Origin of the sequence: Micromonospora sp. NPDC047467, assembly GCF_040643095.1 — a bacterium.
In the GTDB taxonomy this organism is placed as follows: Bacteria; Actinomycetota; Actinomycetes; order Mycobacteriales; family Micromonosporaceae; genus Micromonospora.
On sequence record NZ_JBEYTO010000009.1, the window covers coordinates 252,101 to 273,044 of the forward strand.

21 protein-coding genes are annotated in these 20,944 nt (G+C 72.8%); 10 read left to right on the forward strand and 11 right to left on the reverse strand.

All coding sequences use genetic code 11. The features are described 5' to 3' along the window. Position 1: 1 nt before the first annotated feature. The gene (locus ABZ780_RS24950) at positions 2-727 is read right to left on the reverse strand and encodes a protein phosphatase 2C domain-containing protein (protein ID WP_357487655.1); all 726 of its coding nucleotides are present in this window, start codon (positions 725-727) and stop codon (positions 2-4) included. Positions 728-987: 260 nt separating this feature from the next. Here ABZ780_RS24950 and ABZ780_RS24955 point away from each other — a divergent pair, with 260 nt between their 5' ends. From ABZ780_RS24955 to ABZ780_RS24975, 5 genes are all read left to right on the forward strand, one after another. Beyond that, positions 988-3,597, forward strand: a complete 2,610-nt coding sequence (locus ABZ780_RS24955) for a glycoside hydrolase family 9 protein (protein ID WP_357487656.1) — start codon at positions 988-990, stop codon at positions 3,595-3,597. A gap of 303 nt (positions 3,598-3,900) precedes the next feature. Further along, the gene (locus tag ABZ780_RS24960; protein ID WP_357487657.1) at positions 3,901-4,815 is read left to right on the forward strand and encodes a hypothetical protein; all 915 of its coding nucleotides are present in this window, start codon (positions 3,901-3,903) and stop codon (positions 4,813-4,815) included. 231 nt (positions 4,816-5,046) lie between these two features. Next, positions 5,047-6,297 (forward strand): DUF222 domain-containing protein, encoded by a 1,251-nt coding sequence (locus tag ABZ780_RS24965; RefSeq protein WP_357487674.1) that lies wholly within the window; start codon positions 5,047-5,049, stop codon positions 6,295-6,297. Positions 6,298-6,564: 267 nt separating this feature from the next. Then, entirely contained in the window at positions 6,565-7,797 is a 1,233-nt protein-coding gene (locus ABZ780_RS24970; protein WP_357487658.1) for an MFS transporter, read from the forward strand. Further along, positions 7,794-8,327: a GNAT family N-acetyltransferase gene (locus tag ABZ780_RS24975; RefSeq protein WP_357487659.1), complete on the forward strand. Its 534-nt coding sequence runs from the start codon at positions 7,794-7,796 to the stop codon at positions 8,325-8,327. Before ABZ780_RS24970 ends, ABZ780_RS24975 begins: the two co-directional genes overlap by 4 nt. Positions 8,328-8,421: 94 nt before the next feature. On the opposite strand, the gene ABZ780_RS24980 is transcribed toward ABZ780_RS24975, so the two are convergent. The 5 genes from ABZ780_RS24980 to ABZ780_RS25000 are packed head-to-tail and all read right to left on the reverse strand — an operon-like array spanning position 8,422 to position 12,988. Then, a complete protein-coding gene (locus ABZ780_RS24980) occupies positions 8,422-8,679 on the reverse strand; it encodes a UBP-type zinc finger domain-containing protein (protein ID WP_357006136.1) in 258 nt (85 codons plus the stop codon). After that, positions 8,676-10,247 (reverse strand): Na+/H+ antiporter, encoded by a 1,572-nt coding sequence (locus ABZ780_RS24985; protein WP_357487660.1) that lies wholly within the window; start codon positions 10,245-10,247, stop codon positions 8,676-8,678. Before ABZ780_RS24985 ends, ABZ780_RS24980 begins: the two co-directional genes overlap by 4 nt. A 37-nt stretch (positions 10,248-10,284) precedes the next feature. Then, positions 10,285-11,250, reverse strand: coding sequence for a TIGR03885 family FMN-dependent LLM class oxidoreductase (locus tag ABZ780_RS24990; RefSeq protein WP_357006130.1), 966 nt, complete (start codon positions 11,248-11,250; stop codon positions 10,285-10,287). A gap of 46 nt (positions 11,251-11,296) precedes the next feature. Continuing rightward, the gene (locus ABZ780_RS24995) at positions 11,297-12,712 is read right to left on the reverse strand and encodes an NADP-dependent succinic semialdehyde dehydrogenase (protein ID WP_357487661.1); all 1,416 of its coding nucleotides are present in this window, start codon (positions 12,710-12,712) and stop codon (positions 11,297-11,299) included. A gap of 12 nt (positions 12,713-12,724) precedes the next feature. Then, positions 12,725-12,988: a DUF6343 family protein gene (locus ABZ780_RS25000; protein WP_357006125.1), complete on the reverse strand. Its 264-nt coding sequence runs from the start codon at positions 12,986-12,988 to the stop codon at positions 12,725-12,727. A 155-nt stretch (positions 12,989-13,143) separates the two neighbouring features. On the opposite strand from ABZ780_RS25000, the gene ABZ780_RS25005 reads away from it, so the two are divergent. Beyond that, the gene (locus ABZ780_RS25005; RefSeq protein WP_357006122.1) at positions 13,144-13,737 is read left to right on the forward strand and encodes an antibiotic biosynthesis monooxygenase; all 594 of its coding nucleotides are present in this window, start codon (positions 13,144-13,146) and stop codon (positions 13,735-13,737) included. A gap of 119 nt (positions 13,738-13,856) precedes the next feature. After that, entirely contained in the window at positions 13,857-14,708 is an 852-nt protein-coding gene (locus ABZ780_RS25010) for a GDSL-type esterase/lipase family protein (RefSeq protein WP_357487662.1), read from the forward strand. 29 nt (positions 14,709-14,737) lie between these two features. Here the strand turns inward: ABZ780_RS25010 and ABZ780_RS25015 are convergent, their stop codons facing one another. The 3 genes from ABZ780_RS25015 to ABZ780_RS25025 form a co-directional block, all read right to left on the reverse strand. Then, positions 14,738-15,493 (reverse strand): EcsC family protein, encoded by a 756-nt coding sequence (locus ABZ780_RS25015; protein WP_357006116.1) that lies wholly within the window; start codon positions 15,491-15,493, stop codon positions 14,738-14,740. 46 nt (positions 15,494-15,539) lie between these two features. Further along, on the reverse strand, positions 15,540-15,686 hold the full coding sequence (locus ABZ780_RS25020; RefSeq protein WP_357006113.1) for a hypothetical protein: 147 nt from the start codon (positions 15,684-15,686) through the stop codon (positions 15,540-15,542). Positions 15,687-15,792: 106 nt separating this feature from the next. After that, complete coding sequence (locus ABZ780_RS25025) at positions 15,793-16,653, reverse strand: peptidase M23 (RefSeq protein ID WP_357487663.1); 861 nt, start codon at positions 16,651-16,653, stop codon at positions 15,793-15,795. A gap of 400 nt (positions 16,654-17,053) precedes the next feature. On the opposite strand from ABZ780_RS25025, the gene ABZ780_RS25030 reads away from it, so the two are divergent. The 3 genes from ABZ780_RS25030 to ABZ780_RS25040 are packed head-to-tail and all read left to right on the forward strand — an operon-like array spanning position 17,054 to position 19,161. Then, entirely contained in the window at positions 17,054-17,974 is a 921-nt protein-coding gene (locus ABZ780_RS25030; protein WP_357006107.1) for a PAC2 family protein, read from the forward strand. Positions 17,975-18,011: 37 nt separating this feature from the next. Beyond that, entirely contained in the window at positions 18,012-18,809 is a 798-nt protein-coding gene (locus ABZ780_RS25035; RefSeq protein ID WP_357487664.1) for an exodeoxyribonuclease III, read from the forward strand. 34 nt (positions 18,810-18,843) lie between these two features. Beyond that, entirely contained in the window at positions 18,844-19,161 is a 318-nt protein-coding gene (locus ABZ780_RS25040; RefSeq protein WP_357006103.1) for an antibiotic biosynthesis monooxygenase, read from the forward strand. Positions 19,162-19,302: 141 nt separating this feature from the next. Here ABZ780_RS25040 and ABZ780_RS25045 read toward each other — a convergent pair whose 3' ends face one another. Further along, entirely contained in the window at positions 19,303-19,944 is a 642-nt protein-coding gene (locus ABZ780_RS25045) for a class F sortase (protein WP_357006808.1), read from the reverse strand. Positions 19,945-20,128: 184 nt separating this feature from the next. Further along, a complete protein-coding gene (locus ABZ780_RS25050) occupies positions 20,129-20,923 on the reverse strand; it encodes a hypothetical protein (protein WP_357487665.1) in 795 nt (264 codons plus the stop codon). Positions 20,924-20,944: the final 21 nt, after the last annotated feature.

The following is a 20,944-nucleotide window of genomic DNA, read 5'->3' on the forward strand; positions in this document are numbered from 1 at the left end:
GCTACTCCTCGACCACGTCCGCCACCACCACTGTGACGTTGTCCGGCCCGCCCGCGTGCAGCGCCAGGTCGATCAGCTTGCCTGCGCAGGCGGCCCGGTCCGGGTAGGTGGTGAGCACCTCGGCGAGGGTGTCCGGGCGGACGACGTTGGAGAGGCCGTCGCTGCACAGCAGCCATCGGTCGCCGGCCCGGGGCACCATTGTCGCGTACGACGGTGAGACGTTCTCACCCTGCAACGCCTGGGTGACGACCGCCCGGCGCGGGTGGCTGCTGGCCTGGTCCGCGGTGATCACACCCTGGTCGACAAGCATCTGGACGAAGGTGTCGTCGCGGGTGACCTGCTTGAGCACGCCCTCGCGGAACAGGTAGGCCCGCGAGTCGCCGACATGGGCGAGGGCCAGGCAGGTGCCGGTGCGGGCGAAGAGCAGCGCGGTCAGCGTGGTGCCCATGCCCTGGCGCTCCGGGTCCTCGGCGACCGCCTGCCGGATCCGGGTGGTGGCCAGCGCGATGCCGCCCTGGAGGGCGGCCACCAGGGCGTCCTCGGGTGTCTCCACGTCCAGCGGAGCGACCGCGTCGATGGTGAGCGCGCTGGCCAGGTCACCGGCGGCCATTCCGCCCATGCCGTCGGCCACGGCGACGAGCCAGGTGCCGGCGTGCAGGGCGTCCTGGTTTCCGCTGCGGATCAGCCCACGGTCGCTCGTTCCCACGGAACGCAGCTTCAGGGTCATGGGTGGCAGCCTGCCAGGCGAAGGGCGCAGTTGTCTCTAGGAGATCAGGACGACGGCGCGTGGCGCGGCGAATCTCACGTCCGCGCGTCGTCGTGTCGGGGCGGGTGGGCCGACCGACCGCCCTCGCCGGACGCGACAACCCATCCAGTCAGATCAATTGACAGGACGTACGGCCGCTGGAAATATCGAGCCGACACCTGGGAGCGCTCCCAAGTTTCCCACCACCACCCGCCCCACTTCCCGTCCCGGAAGGACTCCCCGTGACGCCATCCCGACGCCGCCTCCTGCTGGCCGCGGCGACCACCCTGGCCCTCGTCGGCGCAGGCGCCGGCGCGGCCCACGCCGACCCACCACCGGACGCCCCCGAGCAGATCGACAACGGCGACTTCAGCGCCGGCGTGAGCCCGTGGTTCTCCTACGGCACCGACGCGCTCGCGGTGACCGACGGCCGGCTCTGCACCACCGTCCCCGGTGGGCTGGCCAACCCGTGGGACGCCGGCATCGGCCAGGACGGCGTGCCACTGATCGCCGGCGCCGAATACACCCTCGGCTTCGAGGTCTCCGCCACCCCCGGCACCGCCGTCAAGGCGGTGCTGCAGCTCGGCACCGCCCCCTACACCACGTACGCCGCCGTGGACGCCGCCGCCACCGGCACCGCCCAGCGCTTCGAGCAGACCTTCACCGTCCCGGACGACAACCCCAGCGCCCAGCTGATCTTCCAGGTCGGCGGCAGCGCCGAGGCGCAGACCATCTGCCTCGACGACGTGTCGCTGCGCGGTGGCGAACCGCCCGAGCCGTACGTGCCGGACACCGGGCCACGGGTACGGGTCAACCAGGTCGGCTACCTGCCCGGCGGGCCGAAGAACGCCACAGTGGTCACCGAGGCCACCGGGCCGTTGCCCTGGCAGCTGCGCTCGGCCGCCGGCGCCGTCCTGGCCAGCGGCACCACCACCGCGCGGGGCGTGGACGCCGCCTCCGGGCAGAACGTGCAGACCCTCGACTTCTCCAGCTACCGCACCCCCGGCAGCGGGCTGACCCTCACCGTGGACGGCGAGACCAGCCACCCGTTCGACATCTCCGGCACCCTCTACGACCGGCTGCGCGCCGACTCGTTGCAGTTCTTCTACGCCCAGCGCAGCGGCATCGCCATCGACGGCGACCTGATCGGCGACGAGTACGCCCGCCCCGCCGGCCACCTCGGCGTGGCACCCAACCAGGGCGACACCAGCGTGCCGTGCCAGCCGGGCGTCTGCGACTACTCGCTGGACGTACGCGGCGGCTGGTACGACGCCGGCGACCACGGCAAGTACGTGGTCAACGGCGGCATCGCCACCTACCAGCTGCTGAGCACCTTCGAGCGGACCAAGACGGCGGCCACCGCGGCCGGCGGCGCCGGGCTGGCCGACAGCACGCTGCGGGTGCCCGAGCGCGGCAACGGCACACCGGACATCCTCGACGAGGCCCGCTGGGAGCTGGAGTTCCTGCTGCGCATGCAGGTCCCCGCCGGCAAGCCGCTCGCCGGCATGGCCCACCACAAGATCCACGACCGGAACTGGACCGGCCTTCCGCTCGCCCCGCAGGACGACGCACAGCCGCGCGAGCTGCACCCGCCGTCGACCGCGGCCACCCTCAACCTCGCCGCCACCGCCGCCCAGTGCGCGCGGCTCTTCGCCCCCTACGACGCGGCGTTCGCGACCCGCTGCGCCACCGCGGCGAAGACGGCCTACAGCGCGGCCAAGGCACACCCCGCGGTGTACGCCAGCCCGACCGACGGCAACGGCGGCGGCGCGTACGACGACAGCAACGTCTCCGACGAGTTCTACTGGGCGGCGGCCGAGCTGTACCTGACCACCGGTGCGCAGACCTACCTGACCGACCTGACCGCCTCGCCGCACCACACCGGCGACGTGTTCGACCCGCGGGGCTTCGGCTGGCAGAGCGTCGCCGCGCTCGGCCGCCTCGACCTGGCCACCGTGCCCAACGGACTGCCCGCCGCCGACCTGACCCGGGTCCGCGCCTCGGTCACCTCGGCCGCCGACGCGTACCTCGCCGAGCTGCGCCGGCAGGCGTACGGGCTGCCGATGCCCGGTGACGCCAACAGCTACTTCTGGGGTGGCAACAGCAACGTCATCAACAACGCCGTGGTGCTGGCCACCGCGTTCGACCTGACCCGCAACCCCGTCTACCGCGACGGCGCCGTGCAGGCGATGGACTACATCTTCGGCCGCAACGCGTTGAACATCTCCTACGTCACCGGCTGGGGCGAGCACGCCGCGCAGAACCAGCACAGCCGGATCTTCGGCCACCAGCTCGACCCGAGCATGCCCCGACCGCCCGCCGGCTCCATCGCCGGTGGCCCGAACGCCGCGCTCCAGGACCCGTTCGCGGCACAGTTGCTCGACGGCTGCGCGCCGATGTTCTGCTACGTCGACGACATCAACTCGTACGCCACCAACGAGGTGGCGATCAACTGGAACTCGGCGCTGACGTGGATCTCCTCGTTCCTGGCCGACCAGGGCGACGCCGGCGCGGTGCCGGCCACCACCTGCTCGGTGCGCTACGACAACTACGGCACCTGGCAGGGCGGCACCGGGTTCACCGCGCAGCTGACCATCAACAACACCGGCGCCACGGCCGTCAACGGCTGGAGCGTGCGGTTCGCGTTCACCGGCGACCAGCGCGTCCGTGAGGCATGGATGGCCAAGGTCACCCAGGCCGGCGCGACGGTGACCGCGAAGAACGAGTCGTACAACGCCAAGATCGCACCCGGCGGCACGGTGACGTTCGGCTTCAACGCGACCACCACGGGCGGGGCCAACCCCGACCCGGGCCTGGTCACCGTCAACGGGGCGGCCTGCTCACTGACCTGACCCTGACCCCTCTGGCCGGTAGGGCTGGTGGCCGCTCCTTCGTCGAGCGGCCACCAGCCCTCGCCGCTGATCCGACGTCGACCAGGGCGACTGCGCGTCGAACCGCGCCGCGCCCTCGGGCCTTCGGCGGTAGCGATAGGCCCTCTACGGGTCCTTTGGAGCTGATGACGTAAACGATTCGCCCCCCGGTCCCGGGGGCGGCCAGTGGCCGCGTGAAGCACGTCGGTGTGCCGACGGTGCAGTTCGGCGGTGGCACCAAAACCCGGTGGACCGCGGCCGGGGACGTCAGCCATGGTGAGGGCCATGGACGGGCGCGAACTCACCGACGCCGAGCGTCGAGTGTGGGCGGCGATGCCGGCGGGGACGCGAGCCGCGCTGGTCGGCCTACCTGCCACGGACCTGCGTACCCTGCTGCTGACCGTGGCCCGCGACCGCGCGGCCACGGTGCGGCCGTCCGATGTCGTTCGTCGCTGGCACGAGGACCGCTTCGTCCGCCCGGCCCGCGCCGACCCCGGGGTGCTCGCTCAGGTCGAGGCACGAATGTGGCAGTTGCTGCCGGCCGACGTCTCGGGAGTGGAGCTGTCGCCGGTCGTACCGGTGGGCACCTGCTCGGCGGTCACACCGGTCAGCCAGAACAGGATCGTCACCACGATGCGCGCCAGCGAGGTGCTGAGCGATCCCACCAACGCCCTCGCCATTGAGGCGGCGGTGCGCCGTCGTCGCAGTAGCGAGGTGCACCTTGCCGCTGCCCACCGGGTGCTGCGGGCGCAGGACTTCGGCGCCGACGCGTCGGCGCACTTCCGGCTGTTCGCCCTGGTGTCCAGCGCTCGGGACGCCGGTTCGGGCAGCACGCAGGCCCGGCTGCTGATCCGGCACCTCACCTACTGGCAGACCGTCCTCACCGAACTGGCACCCGCGGCCGCACCCCAGTTGCACGTCACGGTCTTCGACGACCCGGCCGTCCGGGAGCGACTGGCCGACACCGTCCGCCCGGCACTCGACGGTGGCACGGTGCCACTCCTGGACGAACCGGAGCGGGAACGGGGCCGCGGCTACTACCGTGGCTGCGCCATGCGAATCACCGTCCAGGGTGGCAGCCTGGAGGTCGGCGACGGCGGCCTCACCGACTGGACCGCCCAGCTCACCGGCGACGCCAAGGAACGCTGCCTCGTCTCCTGCCTCGCCACCGAACGCCTCGCCGAGCACGCGGACCGCTGAGCGCTGGCGACGGCCGGCGACATCCGATACCTCCATCCGGGGGACCGGCGTCCAGCGAAGAACCCGGCTTTCAGCACCGCAACGCAGCCGCAGGAAACGTCTGTCGTCGTCCGCGCCCGCGAGCACGGCGGCGCCGGATTCTGTTCGCCAGGCAATCGAGACGTCGCCGAGCAGCCGAGCCCGCCGCTCGCCAAGCAAAAAGTTGTCGTACGCATGTTCCAATCTGGGTCAGTGATGGAGGAGTTGGCGCAGGCGGAGGCGGCAGTCGCCGTGTGCGTCGACGCGGCGCCGTGGGCTCTGGGCGAGCACGACCTCGTCGCGGCGCTCGACGCCACGCACCGGCTTGAGCAGCGCTTGGCGGCCGTGAAGCTCGCTCTGGTGCGCGAGCTGGACGGCCGAGGCACCGCAGCGGCGCAGGGTGCGTCGTCGACGGCGGTCTGGCTGCGCGACCGGCTGCGGCTCACCGTCCCCGCCGCTCGCCGGTTGATCGACCTCGCCGCAGCGCTGGATGCTGGGCCACCCGGGGTCCGGGCCGCCCTGGCCGACGGGGACATCAGCGTGGAGCAGGCCCGGGTCATCGGCGACGCGGTTGGCACGGTGCACGCCGCTGCTGGCGCGGAAGCCGCCGACAAGGCTGTCAGTGTGCTGGTCGAGTGGGCCGGGCAGTTCGAGCCGACCCTGCTGCGCAAGCTGGGCACCCGGATCCTCGACCACGTGGCTCCGGAGGTCGCCGAGACCACCGCGAGGTCAGCGCTGGAGGCCGAGGCGCGCCGAGCCGACCGGAATCGTCATGTCACGCTGTCCGAGCTGCCAGATGGCCGCCTGCGGTTGACCGGCAGCCTCGACGCCGAAGCCGCCGGTTTGCTACGCGCCGCGATCGACCCGTTGACGGCGCCGTCAGGGCCGGACGATCCGCGCAGTCCCGGGCAGCGCCGCCACGACGCGCTCGCCGACATCTGCCGACTCGCCCTGCGGACCAACGAGCTGCCCGAGCACGGCGGCGAGCCCGCCCAGATCGTCGTCACCACCGGCTTCGACGCGTTGGCCCGGCAGTTCGACGCCGGCACACTCGACACCGGCCTCCGGCTCACCCCGGAGTCGGTACGCCGGCTCGCCTGCGACGCCGCGATCCTGCCCGCCGTCCTCGGCGGCGCAGGCCAGGTCCTCGACGTCGGCCGACAACGCCGCCTCATCACCGGCCCACTGCGACGCGCCCTGGTCCTGCGTGACGGCGGCTGTGCCTTCCCGGGCTGCGACCGCCCGCCCCGCTGGTGCGACGCCCACCACATCCGACACTGGGCCGACGGCGGCAACACCAGCCTGGCCAATTCGGTGCTGCTCTGCGCCCATCACCACCGGCACCTCCATCACGGCGACTGGGCCGTCCGACTGGGCGGCGACGGTCACCCCGAATTCGTGCCGCCGGCCTGGCTCGACCCCGACCGACTCCCCCGCCGCAACCAGTACCACCGGCGGACGTGACCACCGGGGACCTGAACACCGGCGGCGGACATCGCAGCCCCACCAGCCAAGGCTGCGGACCGGAAACGCGCAGCGGGCAGCGCACCGTTCACGGGGGCGCGCCTCCGGGACGGGGCAGGGGCCGATGTGACCAGCCTCGCGTCGTTCGGGACCACGAACGTCGCCCGGCCTGCCTAGCGTCGGCGTCATGACTGTCAACGGGGACGCAAACAATCGACACACCGGGGCTGCGCGGCTCGCCTTCTCGGCTCTACGCACCGGGCGCTGATGCGGGGCGTGTCGCCCCTACCGCCGCCGGGGCGACTGCGCACACTCTCCCTCGCCACGCTGGCGAACACCGTCGGCTCGGGACTGTGGCTGACCGGCGCGGCTCTCTACCTCACCCGGGACGTGGGGCTCTCCGCCGTCCAGGTGGGCACCGGGCTCAGCGTGGCCGGGCTGATCGGACTGACGGCGAGCGTGCCGCTCGGTGGCTTGGCCGACCGCCGGGACCCACGGACCCTGCGGGCGGTCCTGCAACTGGTGCAGGCCGCCGTGGCCGGCGCGTACCTGATGGTCGGCTCGTTTCCGGTCTTCCTGCTGGTGGCCACACTGGACGCGCTGCTGGCCTCCGGCAACCTCGCGGTCCGCGCCGCGCTGGTCGCCGCCGTCGCCGGCCCGCAGGGGCGGGTGCACGCTTTCGCCACGCTGCGGGCGGTGGCGAACCTGGGTATCGCGGTCGGGGCAGGGCTGGCCGGGTTCGCGCTGGCCGCCGACACGCACCTGGCGTACCAGATCCTGGTGGCCGGCAACGCGGCCACCTATCTGGTGTCGGCGGCGCTGTTGTTGCGGCTGCCGGCCTTGGCACCGGCCGCGCATTCCCCGATGGCCGCCGGGATCTCTCGGAGGCGGCCGCTGCGGGACGGTCGTTTCCTCGCGGTGAGCGGCGCGGCGGCGATACTCGGTCTCCACCAGACGGTGCTCACGCTGGTGGTGCCACTGTGGGCGGTGACCCTGATCGGGGCGCCCCCGCCCGTCGTGTCGGCGGTCCTGCTGACCAACACGCTGCTCACCGTGCTGCTGGCGGTACGGCTGAGCCGTGGCGTGGACACGGCGGCCCCGGCGGCCCGGCAGATGCGCCGGGCCGGCCTGGTGCTGGCGGTCGCGATGTTGCTGTACGCGGCCGCCGCCAGCCTGCCCACCACCGTGGCGATCGCGCTCCTGCTGGTCGCCACCGTCGTCTACACGGTTGGCGACCTGTGGCACAGCACCGCCGGGGCGGGGCTCGCCTACGATCTCGCTCCGCCGGACGCGGTCGGCGCCTACCAGGGAGCGGACGGGATGCTCGCCGGCCTGGCCCGTGCCGTCGCCCCGGCCGTGCTGACGCTGGTGGTGCTCGACGGTGGCGTGCCCGGCTGGCTGGCGGTGGGTGCTCTCTTCGCCGCGGTCGGCCTGGCCGGGCCGGCGCTCACCCGGTGGGCGTTGGCCGCCCGCCCGGGGTGTAGCAGCATGACGGCATGACCGACCAGCAGAGCATCACCATCCGCCCCGGCGGCCCCGACGACGCCGCGACCGTGCTGCGGCTGCTCGACGGCGCTACGGCCTGGCTGGCGGCGCGCGGCCGGACCGGCCAGTGGGGCACCGAGCCGGCGTCCACGGATCCACGCCGGATCGCCCAGGCCGACGCCTGGACCTCGGGCGGCGGCCTGCACCTGGCGATGCTCGGCGAGCACCCGGTCGGTGCGCTGGTGGTCGGCGACGCCAGCGACGACGTGCCCCCGGCCACCGAGCCGGAACTCTACGTGCGGCTGCTGGTCACCGACCGGGAGCACGCCGGCCTGGGAATCGGGGCGCGGCTGCTGGAGCACGCCGCCGACCTGGCCCGGTCGCGAGAGCTGGGGCTGCTCCGGGTGGACTGCTACGGCGGCGACGATCGGGCGCTGGTCCGCTTCTACGAGGGCTGCGGCTTCACCGCCACCGACACGTTCACCGTCGTGCGACCGGGACGCGACCCGTGGCCCGGGCAACTCCTCGTCCGGCGGCTCGGCTAACCGCCCGACGCACGAGGCCGGCGCACGAGGCCGACGAACGAGGCCGACGAACGAGGCCCGCGCACGACGCCTGAGGCCGGCGGTTGCCGGATCCTCAGCCGATCTCCTCATCGACGAAGCACCAGCGCCAGGCCTCGCCGGGCTGCGCCGAGCGGATCACCGGGTGACCGGTGGACGCGAAGTGCTTGCTCGCGTGCTGGTTCGGCGACGAGTCGCAGCAGCCGACCTGTCCGCAGCTCAGGCAGGTACGCAGGTGCACCCAGTAGGTCTCGCCGGCGGCGACGCAGTCGGCGCACTCGTCGGGGGTACGCGCCTCGGCGGCACCGGCCTCGGTCAGGTGTTGACAGCTCACTTCTCGACCTCCCGCAGCAACGACTCTTCCAGGTCCAGGTCACGATAGGCCCGCACCAGCACCTCCTCAGGGATCCGACCGGCGTCCCGGGCAGCCCGGAAGACGTCCCGCTCGGCGTCGATCATCTTTTGTCGCAGCCGACCGTACGCCTCGGAGGGGGTTTCCCGCTCGGTGCCACCGAGCCGTTCCCAGGCCATGTTCGTCCGGTCGTCCAGGGCCCGGCGCAGCCGGTCCACCACCGCCGGTGGCGCGTCGTCGGCCAACTCGTCGAGGCGGTCCCGAGCAGCCCGGCTGGCCTGCTGCTGCACCCCGGCGGCCGACAGGGCGTCCTGCACCGGGTCGTCCTGGGGAAGCTTCAACCGGCGGGCGACCAGCGGCAGCGTGGCCCCCTGACCGACCAGGGTGAAAACGATCACCGCGAAGGCCAGCCAGATGAACAGCGCCCGGGGGTACGGCTCGCCGTCGGCCAGGGTCAGCGGCAGTGCCAGCGCGGCGGCCAGTGTCACCACGCCCCGCATCCCGGCCCAGCCGATGACGATCGGGACCTTGGGCGACGGGGCCGGATCGCGGTGGCGGATCCGGGGCACCAGCCGGGCCAGGTAGGTGGCCGGGAAAAGCCAGACGAACCGGGTCAGGAAGACCGTGGCGAGCACCGCGACGGTGATCAGGACGAGCGAGCCGACCGGCTCGTCGAGGTCGCTGAGCACCTCCCGCAGTTGGAGGCCGACCAGCAGGAAGACCAGCCCCTCCAGCAGGAACCGGGCCAGCCGCCAGAACGCGCCGACCTGCAACCGGGAGGCCGCCGAGAGCAGTTGGGGCAGCTTGTGGCCGAGCGCGAGCCCGGTGACCACCACGGCGACCACACCGGAGGCGTGCACCGACTCGGCGGCGAACACCACCGCGAACGGGATGATCAGCGACAGCGCGTTGTCCAGCAGCGGGTCGGTGATCCGCCGGTGGAAGAAGCCGAAGACCAGCGCGCCGAGCGCGCCGATGAGGATGCCGCCGCCGGTGGCCCGCAGCACCTCGGTCGCGACGTCGGCGGCGCCGACCGCAGAGCCGATGGTGGCCATGGTGGCGACCCGCAGCAGCACCAGCGCGGTGGCGTCGTTGACCAGGCTCTCCCCCTCCAGAATGGTGACCACCCGGCGGGGCAGCCCGACCCGCCGCGCGACCGCCGTGGCGGCCACCGCGTCCGGCGGGGCGACCACCGCGCCGAGGGCCAGGCAGATCGCGTACGGCACCTGTGGCAGCAGCAGGTGCAGCACGGAACCCACCACGAACGCGGTGAACAACACCAGACCGACGGCGAGCAGCAGGATGGGCCGGATGTTGTTCTTGAACGCCGGCACCGAGGTCTCCAGCGCGGCGACGTAGAGCAGCGGCGGCAGGATGCCGATCAGCACCAACTCCGGGTCGAGCCGCACCTGCGGGAAGCCCGGCACGAAGGAGAGCGTCAGACCGAGTACGACAAGCACGATCGGCGCGAGCAGACCGAGCCGGCGGGCCAGCGCGGCGCCCAGGGTGGCGATCGCCAGGAAGACGACGACCGGGAACAGACCTTCCATGGGGTACGAGCCTAGGGCCGGGTGGATCAGTGCTCGATCAGCCGCCCGGGCGCAGCTTCGGCAGCACCTCGGCGCCGAAGGCGTCGATGAACCCGCGCTGCTCCTGCCCGACGTGGTGCAGGGCGATCTGGTCGAAGCCCAACTCCACGTACTCCTGGAGCCAGCCGACGTGCCGGCCCAGATCCGCGGAGATGTTCACCACCTCGGCGACCCGCTGCGCCGGCACGTCGGCCGAGACCGCGTCGAAGTGCTCGGGGGTCTCCAGGTCCCAGCAGACCGGCGGGGGGAAGACGTTGCTGCGCCACTGGTCGTACGCGATCGCCTCGGCCTGCGCCTGCTCCGGCGCCCAGGAGACGTGCACCTGGAGGTGCAGTGGCCCACGCCCGCCGGCGTCCCGGTACGCGTCGATCATCTCGCGCAGGTGCGCCACGGGGGCGTTCACGGTGATCAGCCCGTCGGCCCACTCGGCGCACCAGCGGGCGGTGGCGACGCTGACGGCCGCGCCGACCAGCGCGGGCGGCTCCTCGGGGCGGGTCCACAGCCGGGCGCGGTCCACCCGGACCAGGCCGTCGTGGCTGACCTCCTCGCCTGCCAGCAGCGCCCGGATCACGTCCACACACTCGCGCAGCCGGGCCGCGCGGATGTCCTTGCGCGGCCACACGTCGCCGGTGATGTGCTCGTTCGCGGCCTCACCGGTGCCCAGCGCGGCCCAGAACCGGCCCGGGTACATCGCGCCCAGGGTGCCAATCGCCTGCGCGATGATCGCCGGGTGGTAGCGCTGGCCGGGTGCGTTGACCACGCCGTACGACATGCCGGTGGCCTGTAGCGCGGAGCCCAACCAGGACCAGGCGAAGCCGGACTCGCCCTGCCGCGCGCTCCAGGGTGAGAAGTGGTCGGAGCACATGGCGGCGTCGAAGCCGGCTCGCTCGGCGTGCATCACCGCCGACAGCAGGGCGCGGGGATGGATCTGCTCATGGGAGGCGTGAAATCCGAACAACGTCATGGAGGCACTTCCTACCCACGCCCGCACCCCCTGATGCTTGCAAGTGCTACTCGGCGTGCGCGCCCGCGCCGGCCGAGGCCGCGCCCTCGCCCACCCAGACCGTCTTGGTGTTGCAGAACTCCCGCATGCCCAGCGCGGACAGTTCGCGGCCGTAGCCGGAGTTCTTCACACCGCCGAACGGCAACTCCGGATAGGACGTGGTCATGCCGTTGACGAAGACGTTGCCGGCGTCCAGGTCGGTGGCGAAACGTTCCTGCTCGGCCTCGTCCCGGGTCCAGGCGTTCGAGCCGAGCCCGAAGCTGGTGCCGTTGGCGACCTCGATGGCCTCCTCGTACGAGGACACCCGGTACAGGCCGGCGACCGGGCCGAAGACCTCCTCGGACCACATCCGCATCTGCGGGGTGAGGTCGGTGACCACCGTCGGCGGGTAGAACCATCCGTCGCCGGCCGGCGGCTCACCGCCGCAGAGCACGGTGGCGCCGTTGTCCGCCGCGTCGCGGACCTGGGCGTGCACCTCGTCGCGACCACGCTCACTGGCCAGTGGCCCCACGTCGGTGTCCGGGTCCATCGGGTCGCCGACGCGCAGCGCGGCCATGTTCGCGGCGAACTTCTCGGCGAACGCGTCGAAGACGTCGGTGTGCACGATGAACCGTTTCGCGGCGATGCAGGACTGCCCGTTGTTCTGGCAGCGGGCGGTGGTGGCGACCTCGGCGGCCCGGTCGATGTCGGCCGAGGGCATCACCACGAACGGGTCGCTGCCGCCGAGTTCCAGGACGGTCTTCTTCAGCTCCCGGCCGGCGATCTGGGCGATGGAACGACCGGCGGCCTCGCTGCCGGTGAGGGTGGCGGCGCGTACGCGGGGGTCGGCGAGGATCCGCTCGACGGCCTCCGAGCCGACCAGCAGGGTGGTGAACGCTCCCTCGGGGAACCCGGCGCGGCGGAACACGTCCTCCAGCAGCAGCGCGGTCTGTGGCACGTTCGAGGCGTGCTTGAGCAGGCCGGTGTTGCCGGCCATCAGCGCGGGGGCGGCGAAGCGCATCACCTGCCAGAGCGGGAAGTTCCACGGCATCACCGCGAGCACCACGCCGATCGGCTGGTAGCGGATGAACGCCCTGGTGGCCTTGACGGCGGTGGAGTCGGCCGGTTCGTCGGCAAGGAACGCCGGCGCCTTGTCGGCGTAGAAGCGGGCGGCGGTGGCGCACTTGGTCACCTCGGCCTGCGCCGCGACGTACGTCTTGCCCATCTCCGTGGTCATGATCCGGGCGATCTCGTCCCGTTCGGCGTCCAGCAGGTCGGCCGCCGCGTTCATCCAGCGGGCGCGCTGGTCGACGGTGGTTCCGCGCAGCTGTTGGTACGCGAGGTCGGTGCGCTCGATGGCCGCGTCGAGTTGCTCGGTGGACATCGCCTCATAGGTCTTGAGCACCTGTCCGGTGGCGGGGTTGGTGGTGGCGATGTGGGGCATCTCGTCCTCCTGTCACTCGAACAGCGAGTGCCGTACGCCCGGCTCCTCGCGGCGGCGAGCGGCACGGCGGCGCTGAATCACGACCAGGTCGACCACGGCGACCACCGCGAAGATCACGCAGAAGACACCGAGCCAGGTGATCCCGGCCCAGAACGCCAACACCGCGAAGAGCACCATGATCACCAACCCGAAGCTGGCCAGGGTGAGCCGGAGGTTCAACGCGCTGTAGGCATGGCCGACCGTGCCACGGGCACGCCGGGGCTGCGATCTCGTCATACCCCACGATCTACCCTCGATCGGCAGCGTTAACCGGCCCCGGGCGGCCCGGTCAGCAGCGCCCTGGACCGACACCCGGGGCAAACACCCGGCCGCCCGGTGTGCTCGGTTACATCCGTTCGCCCAAGCGGCCGTGGCGACCGCAGGATGGACGCATGCTCATGACCCAGACCGTGCCGGTGACCGTCGCCATCGCACGGCGCGCCGACCCGGCCCGGGCCAGCGAGATGGTGGCCTGGATGCGGGCCGGCACCGCGCTGGCGGAGGCGTTTCCCGGATTCCTCGGGGCCGGCTGGGTGCAGAGCGGCCAGGGCTCGCCGGAGTGGCACATGCTCTACCGCTTCGCCGACGCCGAGACCCTCCGCCGGTGGGAGGAGTCGCCGCAGCGGCACTGGTGGCTCAGTTCGGCGCAGGGCATCGTCGAGCACACCCGGGTCGAACGGCGTACCGGAATCGAGGGTTGGTTCGACCCGCCGCTGGAGCACTGGGTGGACCCGGTCGAGCCGCCCGCGCCGCCGACGCCGCCGAGGTGGAAACAGGCGGTGACCATCTGGCTGGCGTTCTTTCCGCTGAGCCTCACCGCCACCCTGCTGACCAGCCACTTCCTCGACGCTGTGCCGCTGGCGGCGCGGGTGCTGTTGATGACGCTCTGCCTGACCCCGCTGATGACCTATCTGGTGCTGCCGCTGATCACCCGGGCGCTGCGCTGGTGGCTGCACGGCCAGCCGGCTCCCTGGCGCCGCTCATAGCACCCCGGCAGTGTCACCGCAGCTACTTCGCCGCATACCCGACAGCACCTTCCCGCCACACCACGTCCTGCGCATAGAGTTACCGCGCTGTCGCTCTGTGCTGCGAGACGGGGGTTGTCATGCCTCGACGCTGGGTCGCCGCCCTGGCCTGCGTCGCGGCGCTGGTCGCGCTGGCCTGTGAGGGTGGCACCTCGGCGACACCCCGTCCCACGAAGAGCGCGCCGCAGTCCGGCGGGCCCGGCGGCATCGCCGCGCTCGGCGACTCGATCAGCACCGGCTTCGCCTCCTGCCTGGTGCTCACCTCCTGCGAGCGCAACTCCTGGTCGACCGGCGACGGGCTGCGGGTGCAGAGCCACTACCGGCGGCTGCTCGACCAGAATTCCGCGATCCGCGGCCGGACGTACAACCACGCCCGGCCCGGCGCCCGTGCCGACGCCCTCGAAGGTCAGGCCCAGGCGGCGGCACGCGACCGCGTCGACTACGTCACCGTGCTGATCGGCGCCAACGACATCTGCCGGGGCGGGGTGGACGCGATGACCCCGGTGAAGCAGTTCCGGGCCGACGTCGACCGGGGCCTGCGGGCACTGCGGACCGGTCGGCCGAAGGCACGGGTGCTGGTGGTGAGCATTCCCGACCTGTACCGGCTCTGGGAGGTCGGGCACGACGACGCGCGGGCGACACGCGCCTGGCGGCGGGGCGTCTGCCCGGCCCTGTTGGCCGACGCCACGTCGACGGCACCCGCCGACCGCGCCCGCCGAGCCGCCGTGCGGGAGCGGATCGACGCGTACAACGCGCAGTTGGTGGCGGCCTGCCGGGCGTACGGCTCGCGCTGCCGGCACGACGGCGGCGCGGTGCACAAGGTCCGGTTCACCCTGGACCTGCTCAACCCGCTGGACTGGTTCCACCCCAACGCCGCCGGGCAGGACCGACTCGCCGAGGTGACCTGGCGCGCCTCCGGCCTGGCCGGCTGACCGGCCGGAGGCGCGCCAGGGCGCACGGATCACCGGCGGCGAGGCTCCGGAACGGCGGTGCCGCGCTGGCGGTACAGCGCCCGGGACCGCTGCGCGAGGTCCTTCGTGGCGGACGAGTTGGCCCAGGTGCCGAGCACGATCGCCGCCCCCGGCACGATCTTGGCGAACATCCGCTTGGCCGCCCGCACGCCGGCCATCTGCGCCAGCCGGACACCGAGCTGCAGCATGACCCGGCCGAGCGGGCGCTGGCCGCCGAGACCGAAGAGCGCGTCGGCGCGTTCCCGGCCGGCGGCCACCCCGAGCGCCAGCCGGGCGCTCGCGGCGACCTTGTGCACCCGTTGGAGCACGAGCAGGTCGGTGGCACGGTCGCTGTGCAGTGGGTCGACGTCGTACGCGGCGGCGATGTGCAGCACCATCCGCGCCTGGGTCCAGGCCAGCACGCCCACGTCGAGCACGGCACCGGGCAGCCCGGCCACGCCGGAGACCGCCCCGGAGAGGCGGGCCAGGTTGACGAACTTGCGGGCCGCCTGGTCGGCCAGGGCCTCGGCCGAGACCCCGGGGTGCTCGGCCCGGGCCCGGGCGGCCCACTGCGCGGCCTCCGGCCCGAGCCGGCGTACCGCCTCCAGGGCGAGGTGCTCCGGGGCGTACTGCGGATCGCCACGCATCCGGTCCCACAGCCGAGCCGGCGGGCCTTCGGGGGCGGCCGGCGGCACCGCCGGCACGTCGGCGGACGGTTCGGGGGTGGGCGTGGCGGGCTGGCCGCCGACGGGCGGGGTGTCGGTCACCGAGGCTCCCCAGGGGTCACGGCGGGCAGGACGACCGGCTCGACGGTCAGCGGCGGCGGTTGGACAGCCGCGCCGCCAACCCCTTGAGCTTCTGCTGGTTGCCGGGCTTGGCCAGCTCGCGCCGACCCCGGTCCACCAACTGCTGCCCCTTCGGCGATCTCAAGAAAGCGCTGATCCGCTGCATCAGTGACATGACGTCCTCCTGTCGACGATCCCTGTGTCATGTGTACCCCGTAGCCGCAACGGATGAACCCGGGACGCGACAGGCTCAACCCCCATCGTCCACAGTGGTCGGTAGGCTACTCCCCGGCCGGAGCGATGGCGTCGACGACCCGCACGGCCCGCCATTCGTGCTGCTGGTAGTGCTCCGGGTACGCGGAGATCTGCACCGCCTGGGCCGCGTCGGTGAGCCGCATCTGCTGCCAACCCGGCACCTGCTGCAGCGCCGAGAGGAACTGCCGGGTGGCGAACGCGGGGTCCATCAGCCGACCGACCGGACCCCAGCCGCTGCTGGAGCGCTGCTGGAACAGCCCCACCGAGTCGTGGTCCCAGCCGACACCCTGGTGCGGGTAGTTCTGCGACTCGGGCAGGACCCCGCTGGCGACGTTGTAGAGGTTGCTCTCCTGCATGGCGGTGGCCACCGCGATGACCAGGCCACGGCGCGGGACGCCCATGTCGCGGCCGGTACGGACGATCGCCTCGGCGTTGTCCATCTGGGCCCTGTCCAGCCCGGCGACCGGCGCAGGCTTGGTCGGCTTCGCCGACGCGGTCTTGCGGGCCCGCGCGGTGGTGTCCGGATTGGCGGAGGTCGCGGACGCGGACGGGGTGGCAGCGGGGGTCGTCGGAGCGGCGGAGCGGTCGAGGCTGCGGGAGGCGTGCTCCTGCTCGGCGCGCTGTGCCAACTCGACGCTGGCGGTGGGGTCCACCCGGGTGGCCGCGCCGGCGGTCTCGTCGCGGACCTGCACGACGGCGGCCAGGCCGAGGCAGCAGACCACGCCGGTGGCGAGCGCCACCTGCGCCCGACGCCGCCCGGTCAGGTCGCGGGCGTACGCCCGGAGCCGACCAGCGGCGGTTGTCCGTTCGGTTGAGGTGCCCTCCTCCATTTCGGCAGTGGGGCTGCTCGGGGCGTTCGGGTCGTCGAGGGTGCCGTCGTCACGCATCAGCCGAGGCTAGGCAGGCGACATCCGCGATCACGCACGGTGATCATGTGGTCCTCGCCACAGATTGGGGGTGTCCGGGTGGACGAGCGGGGCGGGTGGACGCGCCCGGGGAACGTACCTCGCGTACCGGATGAAGCCGGTGCCACACGCAGGCCGGCACGGGCGGTGACAGGCATGGACATCGGGCCGCCCGGACCGACATGATCGACAAACTCGGCCTTTGGGCCGAACCCGCCATCAGCCGAAAGGCGTATTGGGGTGGTTAGTCCGATCGTGCCCAGCCGGCGGGCAACGGATCGCCCGACGCAGGAATGCATCAGGATGGCGGGTACGTTGCCCGAACCGGGTGCCGTCCGTCGCGTCGGCATCCCGTAGGCACATTCCAGGGAGGTCCGCACCGGTGCTCGACCCACACGAGCTCTACCAGCTCACCGACGATCTGCCCGACCTTGGGCAACCGGTCCTGATCCAGGCCCTCACCGGGTTCGTGGACGCCGGCAACGCCAGCCGGCTGGCCCGCGAGCAGTTGCTCACCTCGTTGGAGAGCCGGCCGATCGCCACCTTCGACGTGGACCAACTCTTCGACTACCGCTCTCGGCGACCGGTGATGACCTTCGTCGAGGACCACTGGGAGAGCTTCGACGCGCCCAAGCTGGAGCTGCACCTGCTGCACGACGACGACGAGACGCCGTTCCTGCTGCTCACCGGCCCCGAACCGGACCTGCAGTGGGAGCGATTCACCGCCTCGGTCGCCGGGCTCGCCGCCCGGCTGGACGTCCGCCTCACCGTCGGGCTCAACTCGATCCCGATGGCGGTGCCGCACACCCGACCGACCGGGGTGACCGCGCACGCCACCCGGCCAGAACTGATCGGCGGGTACGAGCCCTGGCTGCAACGCGTCCAGGTGCCCGGCAGCGTCGGCCACCTGCTGGAGTTCCGCCTCGGCGAGCAGGGCCGCGACGCGCTCGGCTTCGCCGCGCACGTGCCGCACTATGTGGCGCAGACGGAGTACCCGGCCGCCGCCGAGGTGCTGCTCACCTCGGTGTCCCGCAGCACCGGGCTGCTGCTGCCCGGCGACGGGCTGCGCTCGGCCGCCGAGGTGGTCCGGGTGGAGATCGACCGGCAGGTCGCCCAGACCGAGGACGCCGCGGCCCTGGTCCAGGCCCTGGAGGAGCAGTACGACGCGTTCGCCCGGGGTCGCGGCGAGAAGAACCTGCTCGCCGCCGACGCCGGCCCGCTGCCCACCGCCGACGAACTCGGCGCGGAGCTGGAACGGTTCCTGGCCGAACAGACCCGTCCCGGCGACACCCCGGGCAGCTGACCGGGCGTCGCGGGGGCGGATGCGGCAGGCTGGGGGCATGCGCCTGGCGACCTGGAACGTGAACTCGGTGAAGGCCCGGCTGCCCCGGCTGCTGGAGTGGCTGGCCGGCACCGGGCCGGACGTGGTCTGCCTGCAGGAGACCAAGTGCCCGGACGGCGCCTTCCCGGTGGGCGAGGTGGGCGACCTGGGCTACACCGTGGCCAGCCACAGCGACGGCCGGTGGAACGGGGTGGCCATCCTGTCTCGGGTCGGCCTGACCGACGTCCGGGTCGGGTTCGCCGGTGAGCCCGGCTTTCCCGACCCGGAGGCCCGGGCCATCTCCGCCACCTGCGACGGGGTGCGGGTCTGGTCGGTGTACGTCCCCAACGGCCGCACGCTGGACGACCCGCACTACGCGTACAAGCTGGCCTGGTTCGCGGCGCTGCGCGACGCGCTGGGCGCGGAGCTGACCGACGGCCTCCCGCTCGCCGTCTGCGGGGACTTCAACGTCGCCCCGACCGACGCCGACGTCTGGGACCCGGCGGTCTTCACCCACTCCACGCACGTCACCCCGGCCGAGCGAGCCGCCCTCGCGGCACTGCGCGACCTGGGTCTCAGCGATGTGGTGCCGACCCCGATGAAGGGGCCACACCCGTTCACCTACTGGGACTACCGGGCCGGGATGTTCCACCAGAACAAGGGCATGCGGATCGACCTGGTGTACGCCTCGGCGCCGTTCACCCGCGCGGTCCGCTCGGCGTACGTCGACCGGGAGGCCCGCAAGGGCAAGGGTCCCTCCGACCACGCCCCGATCGTGGTCGACGCCGACCTCGTTCCGGCCGTCGAGACGTTCTGAGCCTCTGCCCGCTGGCGGTGGCTAGGGTGGGCAGATGGCAGTCGTGAAGATCAACGCAATCGACGTTCCGCCGGGTGCTGGCGAGGAGTTGGAGAAGCGGTTCGCCGCCCGGGCGGGCACCGTGGAGAACTCCCCCGGCTTCCTCGGCTTCGAACTGCTCCGGCCGGTGGCCGGCGAGACCCGCTACTTCGTCTACACGAAGTGGGAGAGCGAGGAGGCCTACCAGGCCTGGGCCGCCGGGCCGTCCCGTGCCGCGCACGCGAACGCTCCCGGCGAGAAGCCCCGCCCCCCGGTCGCCAGCGGCGCGAGCCTCCTGGAGTTCGAGGTGGCCCTGCACGTCGGCCAGCCGTAACCAGCCCGCCCGGCGCAACCAGCCCGCCCGGCCGTTGATCCACTCCAGGTCGGCGATGTGGGGGTGTCTGGATGGCGGGGTACCCCGACACCGCCGACATGGTGTCGATCATGCGGATCGACGGCCCGACGTGGTGGGCGGTCAGGGCTTGCGGGAGGACTGCATGGTGGCGAACGCGATCACGTTGTCGGCGTATCCGGTGCGACCGCCGATGAACTGACCGCCGCAGGTGATCAGTCGAAGCCCGGCGGGCCCGTCGTGCCCGTAGATGCGCTCGGCGGGCAGCTGGTCCTTCGGGAAGTGCTCGACGGTGTCGACCTTGAACACCACCACCGACCGGTCCGCCCGGGCCACCTCGATCAGATCCCCCGGCTTGAGCTTGCCGAGGTCGTAGAAGACCGACGGGCCGCTCTTGGTGTCCACGTGCCCGACGATCACCGCAGGGCCGGGCTCGCCGGGCGTCGGGCCACGGTCGTACCAGCCGGTCTCGTTGTGCCGCTCCAACGGGGGTACGGCGATCGAGCCGTCGCGGGCCTGCCCGACGGGTGCCACCGGCGCGGCCACCTTGATCGCCGGCACCGCGAGGCGCACCGGGCGGCTGGCCGACATCCCGACCGTCGTGCTCCGCGCGGGGGGTTCACCACCGGCCGGAGCCCAGTCGAACGGGCCGACCGAGCGACCCAGCCCCGCCCCGGTCGCGAACACGCCAGCCAGCACCAGCACCACGGCCAGCGGCACGGACCAGGGGCTGCGCCCGGACGGACGGCTGCGCCGGGGCGCCACGGCGGTAGGCGCGCGGGCGACCACCGAGGGCCGACCACCGGAGGGCCGCGACCCGACCGACGGCCCCTGATCCGCAGGCGGTCGCCCACCAGCGGGCGGACGCGCACCAGCAGACGGGCGCGCACCAGCAGGCGGACGCGAACCGGCCGGCGGTGGCGTGGGGCGGAAGATCTCCATGGCGGGCTCAGCGGCGCGCGGTGCCACGGACGGTACGCGGCCGACGCAGGGCCAGCACCGCGACGACCAGTCCGGCGATGGTCAGCGCGGCACCGCCGGGCAGCAGAAGCTTGCCGGTCATGCCACCGGAGGTGCCGCCGAAGCCGGTCGCCGGGCCCCGGCTGGGTTTGTCCGGGACCTTCTTGACCACCTGCAGCATGGTCGAGGCGGTCTCGCCGTCGCGGCACTCCAGCTTGACCCGGTAGTTGCCGGGCCGGGTGCGATCGCGCACCATCGGGGCGGCGGTGAGCACGCCACGCTGCGGTTGTACGCCGATGGCGCCGAAGGCGTCGGAGACGACGGTGGCGCCCACCGAGTTGTCCCGGCAACTGGCCCGGATGCCGACGAGGTAGCCGGGCTGCACCGTGCTGGGGCTCACCTCGACGAAAACGTCGACCGGAGGTGGCGGCTGAGGCGCGGCGACCGGCAGGCCACTCGGCTGGGACGCGTCCGGCGCGGGAGCGGCGAGCCACGACGCGGTCAGACCGGGCGCAAGAGCGGCGAAGCGCGACGCCGGCAGAGCAGGCGCAAGAGCGGCGAGCCGCGACGCGGTCAGACCCGGCGCCGTCAGACCGGGCGCGGTAAGGAACGGCCCAGCGAGCGCGCCCAGGCCAGGCTCGCCGAGGGTGGGCGCGGCCAGCACGCGGGTGGCGGCCACGGGGTCGATGGGTCGGGGTACGCCGTGCGCGAGGGCTGCGGCCAACAGAGGGCCGGCGAGCACGGTCACCACCGACAGGGTCACGCCGCCGCGGGTCACTGGCACGATGCCCCCTCTCGACGCGGT

Bases quoted from the DNA above. Each gene is read 5' to 3' on its own strand.
- ABZ780_RS24950 (WP_357487655.1), bottom strand. From the start codon at position 727: ATGACCCTGAAGCTGCGTTCCGTGGGAACGAGCGACCGTGGGCTGATC.
- ABZ780_RS24960 (WP_357487657.1), top strand. From the start codon at position 3,901: ATGGACGGGCGCGAACTCACCGACGCCGAGCGTCGAGTGTGGGCGGCG.
- ABZ780_RS24970 (WP_357487658.1), top strand. From the start codon at position 6,565: ATGCGGGGCGTGTCGCCCCTACCGCCGCCGGGGCGACTGCGCACACTC.
- ABZ780_RS24975 (WP_357487659.1), top strand. From the start codon at position 7,794: ATGACCGACCAGCAGAGCATCACCATCCGCCCCGGCGGCCCCGACGAC.
- ABZ780_RS24985 (WP_357487660.1), bottom strand. From the start codon at position 10,247: ATGGAAGGTCTGTTCCCGGTCGTCGTCTTCCTGGCGATCGCCACCCTG.
- ABZ780_RS24990 (WP_357006130.1), bottom strand. From the start codon at position 11,250: ATGACGTTGTTCGGATTTCACGCCTCCCATGAGCAGATCCATCCCCGC.
- ABZ780_RS24995 (WP_357487661.1), bottom strand. From the start codon at position 12,712: ATGCCCCACATCGCCACCACCAACCCCGCCACCGGACAGGTGCTCAAG.
- ABZ780_RS25000 (WP_357006125.1), bottom strand. From the start codon at position 12,988: ATGACGAGATCGCAGCCCCGGCGTGCCCGTGGCACGGTCGGCCATGCC.
- ABZ780_RS25005 (WP_357006122.1), top strand. From the start codon at position 13,144: ATGCTCATGACCCAGACCGTGCCGGTGACCGTCGCCATCGCACGGCGC.
- ABZ780_RS25010 (WP_357487662.1), top strand. From the start codon at position 13,857: ATGCCTCGACGCTGGGTCGCCGCCCTGGCCTGCGTCGCGGCGCTGGTC.
- ABZ780_RS25020 (WP_357006113.1), bottom strand. From the start codon at position 15,686: ATGTCACTGATGCAGCGGATCAGCGCTTTCTTGAGATCGCCGAAGGGG.
- ABZ780_RS25025 (WP_357487663.1), bottom strand. From the start codon at position 16,653: ATGCGTGACGACGGCACCCTCGACGACCCGAACGCCCCGAGCAGCCCC.
- ABZ780_RS25035 (WP_357487664.1), top strand. From the start codon at position 18,012: ATGCGCCTGGCGACCTGGAACGTGAACTCGGTGAAGGCCCGGCTGCCC.
- ABZ780_RS25040 (WP_357006103.1), top strand. From the start codon at position 18,844: ATGGCAGTCGTGAAGATCAACGCAATCGACGTTCCGCCGGGTGCTGGC.